Annotated in this window: 12 protein-coding genes; 4 read left to right on the top strand and 8 right to left on the bottom strand. The window is 26.3% G+C overall.

All coding sequences use genetic code 11. The annotated features are described in order from the left end of the window. The first annotated feature begins 231 nt into the window (after positions 1–231). Genes EO083_RS01950 through EO083_RS01940 form a run of 3 tightly spaced genes read left to right on the top strand, consistent with a single transcriptional unit; the run spans position 232 to position 2,857 of the window. Positions 232–1,182 (top strand): ABC transporter ATP-binding protein, encoded by a 951-nt coding sequence (locus EO083_RS01950; RefSeq protein WP_126992533.1) that lies wholly within the window; start codon positions 232–234, stop codon positions 1,180–1,182. A gap of 2 nt (positions 1,183–1,184) precedes the next feature. Then, the gene (locus EO083_RS01945) at positions 1,185–1,928 is read left to right on the top strand and encodes an ATP-binding cassette domain-containing protein (protein ID WP_126992532.1); all 744 of its coding nucleotides are present in this window, start codon (positions 1,185–1,187) and stop codon (positions 1,926–1,928) included. Then, positions 1,925–2,857 (top strand): ABC transporter transmembrane domain-containing protein, encoded by a 933-nt coding sequence (locus EO083_RS01940; protein WP_126992531.1) that lies wholly within the window; start codon positions 1,925–1,927, stop codon positions 2,855–2,857. The genes EO083_RS01945 and EO083_RS01940 overlap by 4 nt, the downstream gene beginning before the upstream one ends. 27 nt (positions 2,858–2,884) lie before the next feature. Here EO083_RS01940 and EO083_RS01935 read toward each other — a convergent pair whose 3' ends face one another. The 5 genes from EO083_RS01935 to glnA form a co-directional block, all read right to left on the bottom strand. After that, entirely contained in the window at positions 2,885–3,208 is a 324-nt protein-coding gene (locus tag EO083_RS01935; RefSeq protein ID WP_126992530.1) for a hypothetical protein, read from the bottom strand. 2 nt (positions 3,209–3,210) lie between these two features. Then, positions 3,211–6,573, bottom strand: coding sequence for a RecQ family ATP-dependent DNA helicase (locus tag EO083_RS01930; protein WP_126992529.1), 3,363 nt, complete (start codon positions 6,571–6,573; stop codon positions 3,211–3,213). Between the two features lies 1 nt (position 6,574). Then, complete coding sequence (locus EO083_RS01925) at positions 6,575–7,639, bottom strand: endonuclease/exonuclease/phosphatase family protein (RefSeq protein WP_126992528.1); 1,065 nt, start codon at positions 7,637–7,639, stop codon at positions 6,575–6,577. 17 nt (positions 7,640–7,656) lie between these two features. Further along, positions 7,657–9,048 (bottom strand): GGDEF domain-containing response regulator, encoded by a 1,392-nt coding sequence (locus EO083_RS01920; protein WP_126992527.1) that lies wholly within the window; start codon positions 9,046–9,048, stop codon positions 7,657–7,659. Positions 9,049–9,174: 126 nt separating this feature from the next. After that, positions 9,175–10,545 carry a type I glutamate--ammonia ligase gene (glnA, locus tag EO083_RS01915; protein ID WP_126992526.1) on the bottom strand — a complete coding sequence of 457 codons (1,371 nt, stop codon included), beginning with the start codon at positions 10,543–10,545 and terminating at the stop codon, positions 9,175–9,177. Between the two features lie 161 nt (positions 10,546–10,706). On the opposite strand from glnA, the gene EO083_RS01910 reads away from it, so the two are divergent. Next, complete coding sequence (locus EO083_RS01910) at positions 10,707–13,127, top strand: WD40 repeat domain-containing protein (protein ID WP_126992525.1); 2,421 nt, start codon at positions 10,707–10,709, stop codon at positions 13,125–13,127. On the opposite strand, the gene EO083_RS01905 is transcribed toward EO083_RS01910, so the two are convergent. The 3 genes from EO083_RS01905 to jag are packed head-to-tail and all read right to left on the bottom strand — an operon-like array spanning position 13,105 to position 15,086. Beyond that, positions 13,105–14,127: a potassium channel family protein gene (locus EO083_RS01905; RefSeq protein ID WP_126992524.1), complete on the bottom strand. Its 1,023-nt coding sequence runs from the start codon at positions 14,125–14,127 to the stop codon at positions 13,105–13,107. The two genes, EO083_RS01910 and EO083_RS01905, sit on opposite strands and share 23 nt — an antisense overlap. Next, a complete protein-coding gene (locus tag EO083_RS01900) occupies positions 14,120–14,461 on the bottom strand; it encodes a cupin domain-containing protein (protein WP_126992523.1) in 342 nt (113 codons plus the stop codon). The genes EO083_RS01905 and EO083_RS01900 overlap by 8 nt, the downstream gene beginning before the upstream one ends. Then, a complete protein-coding gene (gene jag / locus EO083_RS01895; protein ID WP_126992522.1) occupies positions 14,415–15,086 on the bottom strand; it encodes an RNA-binding cell elongation regulator Jag/EloR in 672 nt (223 codons plus the stop codon). The genes EO083_RS01900 and jag overlap by 47 nt, the downstream gene beginning before the upstream one ends. Position 15,087: the final 1 nt, after the last annotated feature.

Here is a 15,087-nt window from a genome sequence, read left to right as displayed (position 1 = left end):
TCATACTTTTCACTCCCCCTCGTGAAAAATTATACTCTCTCTTTTTTCTCTGTCCAATCCTTCAGGGGAGCAGTATATTAATTTTACTTGACATATTTATTAAACATGATAAAATAAACCTTGATTTTTTTTCACAAAATTACGAGGGGGTGAATGGAGTGATTATCAATTAAATTATCTAGAAAAAATATTTTCTTATAACTAACACTATTTACAAATAGGAGGATTCATATGAAGCAGTTTTATAAATATTTTTTCACATACCACAAAGTACTTTCTAAAAAACTAATGTTTAAGAAATTATTTATTGATATTTGTTATATTTTATCCTCAATCATGTCTATTATACTCCCAATTTTTCTTGGAAAGATCGTAGACAGTTTTTTAAACTTAAATCTCTCTCGTTCCTTTTTAGTTTTTATTCTTTTGTATGTTCTGTATTTTATATTTTCTGAAATTAGTTCTTTTTTTAGAATTACCTTTTATCTTGTTGATGGTCCAAAATATCTTTTTGAAAAAGCAATATTTACTGTTTTGAAAAAATCAGATTTAGCAGTAAATCCTAAAAAGGAAATGGATAGAATTTTTAGTTTTGAACATGTTTTTGAATTTTTTTATGGAAGTTTTGCTATTTTTGTTTTTATCCTACCATTCTTAGTGTTTTTTTCATCTCTAATGATATTTATAAACAGCTGGAAAGTAGGAGTATTAATGATTTTTAATTTCTTTCTTTTGCTATTTTCTTCCAATAAAAAAGTAGATGCAGAAAGTAAGATTTCAGAAAAGATGAATGAATCAGAATATAATGTTACAAATACACTTTCTGATCTTTATTCAGGTTATGAAGAAATCAGAAATTATAACTCTCTTTTTTTTAGTTTGAAATGGTTAAAAGAGGGATATAATTCTTTGGTAAAAACTTACGATCTCTTCGGTAAAGCTGAATTAAAATTTGGATTATCTTATGAACTATTTTCAGCAGTTCTTATTCCAATAGCAATAATATTAATAAGTTTTGAAGTTTTTAAAGGTAATTTGACTCCAGGAGTTGCAATTATGATCTTAAGATACGTTGAAAATGTTAAAAGTTATTCAGAAGTTTATATTAATGACAGCGATTATATTGCTTGGGCTGCTTCTAGAGCTAAAGATGCTTACGATAATTATTTAAGAGAGGTGTAAAAATGTTTAAAAAATTAGAATTCATTAACGTAAATTTTTCATATGAAGGAAGAAAAATAATTAATAATCTTAATTTTGAAATTAAAAATGGCGAAAAAATATCAATAGTAGGTTCAAGTGGTGAAGGAAAATCCACTTTAATAAAGCTAATTTTAAGATATATTAATCCTGATTCAGGAAACATACTTGTAAATGGAAAACCATTAAATAGCATCGAAAATTGGTATGAAATAGTTGGAGTTTTAAGTCAAAGAACCCATATTTTTAACAGAAGTATAAGGGACAATCTGTTGATAGCAAAGCATGATGCTACAGACAAAGAATTATACAATGCCTTAGAATTTGCAGGTTTAAGCGATTTTTTAAAAACAAGAACTTTAGATACTATCCTTGGAGAAGAAGCTAGAAACATATCTGGTGGAGAAAGGGCAAGAATTTCCCTTGCAAGGTTAATTTTAAGAAATCCTGAATTTGTTATTCTTGATGAACCTTTAGAAGGAGTAGACAAACTTGTAGAAAAAGAAGTAATAAATAATATTAAGGACTTTGTAGAAGATAAGACACTAATATTGATTTCACATCGATTTTCAATATTGTCCCTTACAGATGAATTTGCAGTCTTGGAAAATGGAGAGATAAAGGAAAAAGGAAAATTCAGCGAACATTCTGATAAAAGTCTTTTAAAAAAGTTTTTTAAAGCAGAACAAGAATTGACAGAAAAATTTAGAAGGGATGAAAAAAAGTGAAGATATTTGCAAAATGGATATTTAAAATGCCAAAAAAATATCTTTTTTCACTATTTGGATTAAGTTTTTTAAGTATACTGTCAACTATATTTATTTCGTATTCATCAATTTTGAGTAGAGATTTAATAAATAAAGCAGCTTTAAAAAATGAAAACTATGTCTACTATGCAATTTTATTTTTTCTTGCAGTATTGGTAAGTCATATTTTTTTACTTTTTCAAAAATGCTTTTCATATTATTTTATTGGAAGATATTTGAATTTTTATGGTACATATTGTTATAAAAAAATTATGTCTAAAGATTATTTAAATTTTTCAAAGAAAACATCATCATTTTATTCACAAATTTCTTTTAGAACAGTTAAAGATATGATCAATTTTGTAAGTAACAATGAAAGCACAGACGGAATAGTATTTGTTCTAAAAATATTTACATATATTTCTGCAATGTATTATATTGATAAGCTTTCAGGAATATATATGATAATATTTTCAATTTTAATTTTGATTACTCTTGCGATTTCAAACTCATTTTATTATAAAAATTTGAAACAATTAAATGATGAGTTTTTAGAAATAAAATCTTATGTTGCAGATACATTTTCTGGTATCCAAGAAATTAAATTATTTAATACTCAAATGGCAGAATTTGAAAATTATAAAAAAAGGACAAATTATTATTGGAAAAAAACTAAATCAGTTTATATTATTGATCATATCTTATCTAATTTTTCAAGAAACTTGTTTTCCATGATATTTTATTTTTTGGTAATTAAGCAAGGGATAACTTTAAAAGATCCTGGAAGTTTTTTTGCATTGACAAACCTGTTTCTTCTACTCAGGTACCAATTATTTACTTCACTCGGTGTTTGGGATAATATTAGAAATGCTATTATTTCTGCAAAACAATTAGAAGAAAATGTTGGCTAAAAATCTCTGCCCCCAAGGGCAGAGATTTCATTTTAATATTTCAAAAATTAAAAAGATTAAAAAAACTATTATAATTGAGTACTCGAAAATATTATCATTTAAAAATCTCTTAGTTTTAAAAAAATTATCATTCATTTTTTCCAATTTTAAATTTAACTGTTTTATTTGATTTTCTAAATCGTTGTTTATTTTAATGTATTCATCTAATTTGGTAAGTGTTTTTTTATAACTATTTAGTATTTCTCTGAGACTTTTTTCAATTACTTCAATTGAATCATTGTATGTTTTTAATTTTTTTACTTCAGAGTTGATCTTTTTAAGCGTTTCTTCAATTTCAAACATTTCTTCCAAAATTATCCCTCCAATTCTAAAGTTAATTTTTTTAGCTCTCTGTATAAGCTATTTAAAGTAATTTTAATCGATAAGGATTTGTCTATGTAATAATATTTTTTGACTATACTCTTGTCATAATTATACTTTAGAAAAACTCTATAAAATTCCTCAAAATGATCAAATTGTTCTAAAAATGTAAAGATTTTTTTATTGAAATTACTAGAAAAGCAATTAGAATTCTTGCAAAAAAATTCCCATTCTGGAATAATTTTTTTGATATCTAAATTCAAAATTAATTTCAAAAAAACACTAATAAGGTTCATAGAAATGTTTTTATTGCTTGAATTACAAAGACTTTTATATATAATTTTAATCTCATAATCTTCAAGCTGATTTAATATATCTAAAAACTCTAAAATTTTGTCCTCTTTAATTTCTTTGTTTAATTCATCTAACATATCACTATATGAATGTTTTGAAAAGTAATTATTTATAAAATCTTTTATGTCATAGCTATTTGAATAACTTCTCGACATTTTAATTAAATAATACAAAGATTTTCTTTTTCTTTTTTCGATCTCTTCATATATAAAATCAATTAGAAACACTATATAATCTTCAATATCTTTATATTTTAATAATTTGTAAGCTTCTTCTACATAATTTTTAAATTTATACCGAGAAATAAATTTTAATAAATTCAATAGCACTATCTCTTTGGTAAAATTCTTTAATCCTATCTCGTATATTATATTTTTATTATCATATCGAATAGTGTAGTCATCTATAATTCCTAAAATTGATAACCTATAGAGAATCTTTTCAACATACTTATCATTTGTTTGAAGCTTTACAATATTTTTTTGGAAATTATTTGAATTTTTCCTTAACTTATTAAAAAAACGAATAATTTCACTTATTTCATATTTCTTACCTGGAAATGATTTCAAATGAAAATACAACTGAATTGATACATCGTCTTTTATTTGAGATGTTTCAAAAATTTCTTTAATAACCGAAACATCATTATCTGTATTTAAGAGATAATCAGTTAATGTGCGAGAATGTTCCGTAAATATTAAATAACATATAGCTTTATTTTTGTCTCTTCCAGCCCTTCCAGCCTCTTGATAAAATGATTCTATTGATGAAGGTAAATTATAATGTATTGTATATCTTATATTATCTTTATCAATTCCCATTCCAAAGGCTTTGGTTGCAACTAGAATTGGAAATTTGTTCTCTTTAAATTGCTTTTGTATAATTTTCTTTTGCATTTCGTAGTTTGAAATTTTTATTTTTTTAGGAAGTTTTCCAGAATAAAATTTTGAATTTATACCAATTTCATTCAAATATTTATTTATGTATATAATACCATCTTTTCCATTTATTTTACTTGAAAATATTATTCCTGAAAGTTTGTCTAGGCTAACTTTAAATCTGTTTGGTAAATCATATTCTAATATCCACTTTAAAACTTTTCTTTTATCTTTTCCTCTAAAAATATTAAACTCAAGTTCATTTCTTTCATAAGATTTAGGAAAAATTACAGATTCAAATGAAAGAATATTAAGCTCTTTTTGGATATCTATTAAAACAATATTTGAGGCGGTCCCTGTTAAAGCTAGAATTATAGGTTCACTTTCTATTGTTTTTCTTATATTATCGTAAAGTTTTAGATAAGAAGTTCTAAAATCATGCCCCCATTCAGAAATACAGTGGGCTTCATCTATTATAAAAAAAGGAATAGAGTAATTTTCTGAAAACTCTCTTAAAATTTTTCTAAAACTTTTCATCTGTAATCTCTCTGGAGAAATAAATAAGTATTTTATTTCACAATCTAATATCTTTTTATACAACTCAGTTTTTTCAATACTATCTATGTTACTGTTTATATACGCATTAGATTTAATTTCTAAATTGTTGAGATTACTACACTGGTCGATCATAAGAGAATTTAATGGGTCGATAATAACAACCATTCCTGGTTGAAATAAAGCACTAAACTGGTAACATAGAGATTTCCCAGAACCTGTTGGAAGAAGACCTATAGTTGATTTTAACGAAAGAATATTTTTTATTATTTCAATTTGGCCTTCTCTAAATTCTTCTTTTCTAAAAATATTTTTCAAAAAATATTTTAAAATTTCTTCCTTCCCTTCTAAATTGTATTTGATAGGTAGAAAATTATGAAAATCATATTTCACTTTTGATTCTAGAGTGTTTGGGGATACACACATGTAATTATTAGAATCAATTTTTGCTTTTTCAGTATTTGTATAACCTATGTTAATAACCAAGTCATACGAATCATACTCAACTTTGCAATTTAACATACTTTGATTTTTTACATCAAATGTAATATTCGGTAAATTTAAGTCATTTAGCCGAGCTATTTTTCGAATATTGTTTATAAAATCAATCATTGCGATTTTTGCAAACTCATAATCTCGTTCAATAATTAAAATTTTCCATTTTTCTTTGTTAAAGAATATCCCATCAACAATAGCTTCAATCAACGCTTTATGAAGCCATGCAGATAATATTCCTATTTCCTTTCTACCCAGAGAAAGAATTTCTCTTTCTAAAAAAATGGAAGGCAATGTAGGAATTCCTCTAAGAATAATATTGTTATATATCTTTGCAACAATCGATAACTTTGAATCATCCTTATGTTTTTTGTAATAATGTTTTTCAATGTTAAATGCTAGTTCATTATTTTTTATATTATTTAGTAACTTTTTTGGAATGAAACCTGCGAAAAATATATTACTATCATTACTTTTATTTGAAACAGTTTTAGCTAAAAAAATTCCTATTATTTTTTTAGCTTTTAATTGTTTTAGTCGATTCGCAATTTCTAAAAAGGTTTTTCCAGAAGATATAATATCATCGAAGAGAATAACATTTTTGTTTTTAATTCTTTCTTCATCAATTTCTATGTAATCTAAAAAATTTACTTTTCTTCCTGAAAGATGTTTTTCTTCTTTCTCTATTTTGTTTGATATTATGCCATATCCATCTTCTATGTTCAGTAATTTAGAAAATTTCCTAGAAAAATATCTATATCTTCTTTCTGTTTCGGCTTTTTTAGATGCTGGTATTGTTAAAAATATAAAATCTTCATTTATAATATTCAATTTTTTAATAGAGGGTACCAATTTTTTTATAATCTTTTTTTGTGCTTGTTTGTTTCCATTTTTAAACTTAAAAACTAAATTCCTAAAATTTAATTCTTTCTCATCCAAAACAAAATCCGAAAAAAACTTTTTTGGATAATAATGCTCCAAACAATAAATTTGATACTTTTCTATTTGCTCTATTATTTTAAATTTATCCTTTCGATTATCAGATTTTTCTAATTCATTTATAAATTCATACATCTTAATCTTCAACTAATGTAATTTTTAAAATTACTGGGTTATGATCTGTAAATTCAAAATTTAAGTCAATATTTTTAACATAGTCTATTTCAATATTTGGTGAAACATAAAAACCATCAATTACAGTAACAAAACTTTGCCCAGGAATATATTTTGTTTTAAGAGATCTATTTGTTGGAACAGTATTATCAATAGCCCATTTCCAACCTTCAAGTTTGAAAAAATCTGGAAGTTTAATATAAGATTCAGGTTTTTCTTCTGTATATTTAAAGTCTAAATTATCAAAAAATTCACTATTCCAATCTCCACCTATAATTACATAATTCCCAAGTTCGTATTCTTTTTTAGCTGTTTCCATTATAAATTTTAGTTGTTGTTCTCTAAGCTTTCCACCTGGATCATAAGCACTTGGATGAATATTCAAAATAACCAAATCTTTGCCGTTTTTTACTCTCATCCTTGTTAATATAAGACATCTATCAAGCTGAAAAAGCCTAGTAGGCCACTCATATTCACCTGGTAGAGCCATTCTCAAAGCTTCATCTATTTTATATTTCGAAAATGTTGCAAGTCCTGCTTCAATTTTTCCAGTAGGATTTAGGTAAGGAACTGGAACAAATAATACTTTGTAATTGTAAGCAAATGCAGCATTATAATTTTTAAAAACTTTTTCTTTTAAATATTCCAGCTCATCAATATACCCCGATCTTCTACTGTTTCTATCAATTTCTTGTATAAGATAAATATCCGCTTTATTTTTCATAAGTATTTCTTTTATCCCTTCAAGATTTTTTAAAACATCATTTTTGTCAGTTATAGCCTTTTTACCTCCATCCATGAAAAAGTCCATATCTTTTCCTAGACCACCATAACCTATATTCCAATCAAATATAGTCAACTTACTACTATCAATTGTTAATGTTGAAACATTTTCTACTTCTATTTTCTCCACTTTTTCAGGTTTATAATCAGTAAGTGTACCAATTAATATTAATATTCCAAAATATCCTGCAACAACTAATGCAATAGATATCAACAATATAAGAGTTAATTTTATATATTTCATACCCCTACCCCTTTCTTTTAAACTATATATTTATTTTCCATTAAATTATAATTTTCAAAATAATACCTATCTTTCCCATCTTTTTTAGCTTTATAAAGTAGTTTATCCGCAGAGTCAATAAAATCAGTAATAGTTTGATTCATTTTATAAGACGAAACCCCACAACTTATCGTAATTTTTCTTTTATCATTTAAAATATCCACCCAATCCATTTTATGAATTGTATCAAATATTTTTTCAATAGTAGTAAATGCAACATCAGGAGAATTGAATAAAATTATAAACTCTTCACCACCATACCTTCCAGCAATGGCATTTTTATTAATACTATTTTTAATAATCTCTGCAAGTTTTTTTAAAACCTCATCTCCGACAACATGCCCATATTTGTCATTTACATTTTTAAAGTTGTCAATGTCAATAATTGCAATAGTTGAATTTGTAGAATATTTTTTCACAAATTCTTCAATTTTTAAAATCAAGTTCTTTTTGTTATACAACTCTGTAAGACCATCAAAAATTGAAGCATTCATATATTCTTTAAAATTGTTTAAAGTGTTAAAAACAACTCCCAAACTAGTGGATATTAAGTTGATCATACTTTTAAAATTGTTTAAAACAGGTTCCACAAGGATTATTCCTTCTTCTTTGTTTTCAAATTTTATAAGAAATTTTTCATGTTCTTTTATTTTCTTACTTGAATTATCATTAAAATCGCCAATGAAAGTCCATGTCGTAGGAATGGTAGGTTTTTCAAAATAAGATAATAAAAGTGCTTTTGCATGATTCTTGCTAACGTTTCCATTGAATGAATAAATTCTTCCTTCTGATTCAGAAAGTAATAAAGTAAAAAATGAATCAACATCAAATAAATCTTTAAAGAAGCTATACAACCTAAAAATTAGATGCTTTTCGTCTCTGACATATTTTAATAGATTTAGAATTTCTTTTTGAAAAATCTCACTTTTTAATTTCTGCTCTATAATTTCATATATTTTCTCTCTAGAAATTTTATGATTATTTGTCTTAATTGAATAAAAATCCTTCATTTTCAAGGTTATAAGAAAATCATCTAACTTGTCTTTTTCTTTAAAAATTGATTTTGAAAAGAATTTATTTGCACCGCTCTTTTTTACCCAAAAATCGTTTAATTTATCATCTGAACTTGTAAGTATAAAAATTCCAGAATTTTTAAACTCATTATAATTTCTTAGCACAATGGACAAAAATATACCCGATATATCAGGCATATTGTAGTCAGTTAAGATAATATCAGGATAAAATTCAAAAGCCTTTTTAATACCATCAAATCCGGAATCAGCAACATAAACTTCAAAGTTGTTTTTTAGCAAACCATATAACAGCAATCTCCAAAACTTGCTATCATCAACTAACAATATCTTTTTCATATTATTCCCCTAACCCCCACTTATTTTTATCTTTATTAAATTATAACAAAAACACACTTAATTTACAAAATCTTTAAATAAAAATCCCGGGATATTTAAATCCCGGGAATTATTAATGTTTGAATCTTATACATCAAAATAATTTTCAAATTCTTTTGGATGAGGAATTGACATTATTTCTCTCGACTCATTCATTTTGATATCCATCCAGTGAACAATTAATTCTTTTGGAAATACTGTTAAATATTCATTATCTTTTCTTAATTCATTACAAGCTGCACCTAGCGACGTAGGAAGTGGTTTAATGTTTTCGTTATAAGCATCACCTTCAAACGGTCCAAATCCCTCTTGAGTTGGGTCTAAGGATTTTCTAATGCCGTCAACACCCGCAAGAATCATTGCAGCAAAAGCAAGATATGGATTACATGAAGCATCTATTGTTCTAAACTCAATTCTTCTTTTCTTATCATCTTTCACATATGCCGGTATTCTTATTGCTGCTGTTCTATTTGCCAATGCAAAAACCGCGTTTGTTGGTGCTTCAAAACCTGGAACTAACCTTCTATATGAGTTAGTTGAAGGATTTGAAAATGCCATTACAGAACCAGCATGTTTCAAAAGACCTGCAATATATGATAATGCAATTTCTGAAAGGCCATACAACTTATTACCAGCAAATATGTTCTTTTCATTTTTTACCATGAACTGATGCACATGCATTCCATTTCCTGCCTCATTGTACAGTGGTTTTGGCATAAAAGTCACTATTAAACCATATTCTTTTGCAATTTTTCTAGCGATATATTTTACTAAAAGTGTATAATCAGCCGCTTTTAAAGCATCTACGAAACTAAGTTCTATTTCAACTTGACACGTTCCAACTTCATGGTGATGATATTTCACTGGAACACCGTATTTTAATAGTTCATTTACTATTTTATTTCTTACTTCCATCAAAGTGTCAAAAGGCGGAATTCTATGATATCCTTTCTTCCTCCCAATAAAATATTCACCTTTATCGAACGAATTCCAGAAACCTTCATCACTATCAATGTAAACACTAATATCATTACTTTCAACTGTATATCTAACATCTTTAAAAATGTGAAATTCATATTCTGGCCCAAAATATACTTTATCAGCAATATCACTAATTGACTCAAGAGTCTTTTTTAATAAGCTTCTTGGATCATGTAGTGAAGGTTCTCCTGTTTCTACATCATAAACATCACAAATCATTGATAGTACCTTATCATCACCTATATACTCAATAATTGCAGTGGTTGGATCCGGGATCATAATCATATCACTATTAGTAACCTTTGCATATCCCAAATTTGACGCATCAAAACCTACACCATCATAAAAAGTTTTTTCAGAAAAATTTGTTCTTGCAAGTGTTACATGCCTCCACTTTCCTAAAATATCAACAACCTTCAAGTCTATTAAGTTTATTTTTTCACGTTCAACCAACTCTAAAATTTCTTTTATTTCCATCTTATACCTCCATTCATATTTGTTTTTATTGCATGTATAGTTTAACATCTTACAAAATTTTCAACAATGATAGCTATTAATGTTTAATCATTAATAAGAATAATTCTGATTAATTTTTTTACTGTTTCTTATTTTAACTCTTTTATGCTATTATATTTGATATGAAAAGATATTTAGTTTTTTTGGTTATTATAATCTTTTTGAAAATGTATGGCTTTAATTTTAATCTTTTTGGTCACCAAGGAGCAATATGGCAGGTAAAAGTTTTTGATAATCTATTATATACATCAGCTTCTGATGGAAAAGTTATTATATGGGATTATAAAAAGCTTACTATTTTGAAAACTATTTATTCACACAATTCTTGGGCCCGAGCTTTACATATAGACGATAGTTATATATACGTAGGAGGTTATAAGCCAGATAATAAATTAAAAATATATGATAGACGTAATGGAACATTGTTAAAAGAAATAGAGTATGAAAATGGTTCAATATTTACTGCAACCTCCAATGAAAATTTTATTGCATTCTCTGGTTCAGCTAATAGAGTATATTTAGTTGACAAAGAAAAATTTAATATAGTTTTTAATTATAAACATGATGCATGGGTTAGAGACATATTTTTTGATGGAAATTTAGTCTATAGTTGTGATGAAAAAGGAGTAGTAATTGTTTATGATACTTCTTCTTTTAGGCTAGTTAAAACTTTAAACTTTGAATATAAATTAATAAAGGTTGTAAAATTTAAAAACAAAATATACTTTGTATCATCAAATGGTTACATATTGAATGAGAACTCCATTATTAAATTAACCAATTCTTTTACAGCTGCATACTCAGATGACAATAAATTGATTTTTGGAGATAAGGATGGATATATATATTTTTTTGATGGTAGATTAAAAAAAAAGCTTCGAGTGGTTAATGACGGAATTTTGAGTATATGTAAATACCAAAATTCTATATTTATTAGTACCAACTCTGGTCAATTATTAAAATTAGATAACGACGGAACTTATAGAATAACATATTTTCCTAACAATTTTTCAATAATAAAGAAAACTAAAATTGTTGAAAATAATCTTTATGTATTAAAGTTTGACGGGACATTATTAAAATATGATCTTGTAACTGGTAAAATTATACAAAAGTATTATAAAATTTCAAACTTTGAAATTTCAGGCTCGAAGTTTTATATAGTTAATTTTAAAAACCAATTATTACTAGATTCAAATGTTTTGTTTGAGTCACTGAATGAAATAACACTAATTTTAGAATTCAAAGATCTTTTATTTGTTGGTACATATGAAGAGCTTTTTATTTTTAAAGATTTTCAACTATTTAATTATATTTCCATACCAAACCACTGGTTCATATCTTATGAAATTAATAATAACAAGGTACTTTTTGGAACAAGTAAAGGCAAAGTAATTACTTACAATATAATTGATAATAATTTTAACATAAAAGATTTTTCAGATTCTCCAATTGTTAAAATTTTGAATGGCATACCAATAACTTTTGATGGAAAAATAGGTAAAAAATATAAGTTAGACATAAATATTTACGACGCTCTAGTTTTCAATTCAAGAATATATTTATCTACTCCTAAAGGAATATTCTTATTTTCAGGCAATTTGCTCAACAATGTATTAGAGAAAAAAGGAATTGTTTTTCTTGAAGCATATAACAAAAAATTTTACGCAATAGATTATAATGGTTCTATTAGTATTTTTGATGAAAATTTTAACGAATATGGAACTTTGTCTGAAAAACACTTTATTATATCAAAAATTGATTCATATAAAGATATCCTTGTAACTACTGGAGGTAGTAAAATTAATATATGGGAAAATAATGGTGAGAAATTAGTTCTTTTAAAAACATTTGAAGGACATTTTGATGTTATAAGGGATGTAAAAATTATTGACAAAAATAGATTTGTGACAGCATCAAGTGATAGAACTATAAAAATATGGGATTTTTCTGGAAGACTAATTAAAACACTTTCCTTACACAGCGGTTATGTTTGGACTCTTGATTTTCAAAATGGATTACTTTTTTCTGGGGGTTGGGATGGATTTGTATATGGATACGATTTAAATAGCGGAAAAGTTATCTTTGAAAAACGATTTTCTTCAAAAATTACTAAGATAAGAATAGTAAATAATTATTTGTTTTTATCGTTTATTAATGGAAAAATAATAAGGTATGATTTTTTGAAAGACAAAGAAATCACGTTAATTGATACTGAAAGCACTATATGGGAGTTTGATATCTATAAAAATTATCTTGTTTTTGGTGATGAAAATGGAATTTGTTATATTTATAATCTAAACAATGAGGAAATTAAAAAGATACATATTCATAACTCAACAATATTTAGTATAAAAGTTCTTAATGATAAGATAGTAACCGGAGCAAACGATAATTCTATAAAAATAATTGATTTTTCTGGAAATTTGCTGTATTCATATAATAATTTTAAAATTTCTGTCTTGTCTATAGCAATAGATGAAAAGAAAAATCAAATCTTCTTGTCAGAAGGTGAAAAACCTATAGTTTTGCAAATTCCTTAAATTTTTCAATATCTTCTTTTTTCCCCATAATCATCAACGAATCATCTTCTAAGATTTCAAAATCGCCATCAGGTCCAAATATATTTTCCCCTTTTCTTAAAGCTGCAACTACCATTATTTTAAACTTTTTAGATAGTTGTAATTCTGAGAGTTTTTTACCAATTATAGAGCTTTTTGAAGGTATTTTAACCTCTTCTATTCTGTAAGATTCATTCCCAAATGCAAAAAGATCTAAAAAGTTTACACTGTCTGGGCGAGTCGTAAGACGTGCCATTCTAGTGCCCGCAATTTCAGCAGCAGCAACAACAGTTGTAGCTCCAGCATATATAAGTTTTCTAATTGATGCTACATCAGTAACTTTTGAAATTATAGTCATTGTTGGATTTAAAGTTCTTGCACTCAAGACAACAAAAACATTAACATGATCTTCAGGAAGCGTAGTTATTAATGCTTTTGCTTTTGTCACACCTGCCTCAAGTAATATATCTTCTTCTGCAGCATCACCAACTATATAAGGAATTGATATGTTATAACCTTCAACTACTTTATTTATGTTTTCTTCATTCAAATCAATTATAACAAAGTTTTCCTTCTCTCGAATCAATTCCCCAATTACATATTGGCCAGTTTTACCCGCCCCAACCACTATAATGTGGTCTTTTAGTTTACTAATCATTTTCCTGTTTCTCCTTTCTTTCATATAATTACTTAACTTTCCTTCAACAATTATTGCAGTAACAGTTGAAACTCCATATAATACAACACTTACACCTAAAAATATCAAAAAAGATGTAAATAATCGACCTGTTTCAGATAAATTCTCTGGCATGGTATAGCCAACTGTAGAAATTGTAATTGCAGTAAAGAAAAATGCATCAACAAAAGGGAGTCCTTCAAAATAATGATAATAAAGGACTCCTAAAAGTAAAACTATTACTATTAATATTGAAAAGAAAGCAATTTGTTTTAAAAGTGTTTTTTCTATATTTTCTCTATTCATTTCCCTCAATGTAAGGTATCACACAAATAAATTCTGCATCTTCATCTCCTACATTGACAAATTGATGTTCTTCATTTGGTTTGACAAAAATAAATGTTCCTGCTGTAACATCAGTTTTATTATCTTTAGAGACAACTTGTATTTTCCCTTTTAAAACAAATATTTCATGTTCCCAATCATGAGTATGGTAAGGTGTATTAGCTCCAGGTTTTAATTTAAAAAGCCTCATTACAAAATTTTCAGCACCATCTTTTGAACCTATTAATATTCTTTTCTCAATTTTTCCATTATCTATTGTTATAGGTTCTACTTTTTCTGGCGTGGATATTATCATGATTTCTCCTCCTTTCTATGACTACATAGCGATAAGGTTCAACTCCCTCGGAAAAAGAATGAACATGTGGATATTTCTTTAAAAATTCGTGAACTAGCCTTCTCTCAAAAGAGAACATCGGATCAAGCTCAACTCTTTCTACTCCAGCTGATATTTTTTCTACAGCATTTTCTACAATTTTTTTAATTAATTCTTTTCTTTTTTCTCTATAGTCCCCTGCATCAATTATAACAGTAATTTTTATATCTGAAAGTCTATTTAAAAATATTGTAGCAATATGTTGAAGAGCCCCTAAACCTTTACCATGTTTCCCAATAATTTTTCCTATTCCTTCACCGTCAATTTTTGCTATAAAAAGCCTTGGATTCTTAGCAAAAACACTTACTTTAATATCTGAATCAAAATAGGAAACAATGTTTTTTAAAAATTCTTCAAGCTTTCTTTCATAAAATTCCTTTTTTATTGTTATTTCCACTACAGCATCTCTTGCAAGAAAGCCAAAAAAACCACTTGAACCTTTATCTATAACTAAATATTCATATTCATTTTTGTTTATTTTCATTTCTTCTTCAAATATTGCGAGGACTTCTTCTACACTCTTACCAGTAATTGTCATTTTTTTCAAG

The sequence above is a fragment of the Thermosipho globiformans genome, assembly GCF_003990895.1.
Classification (GTDB): Bacteria; Thermotogota; Thermotogae; order Thermotogales; family Fervidobacteriaceae; genus Thermosipho; species Thermosipho japonicus.
The sequence above is the reverse complement of the archived record's forward strand: the minus strand, read 5'-3'. Positions and strand labels throughout refer to the sequence as shown.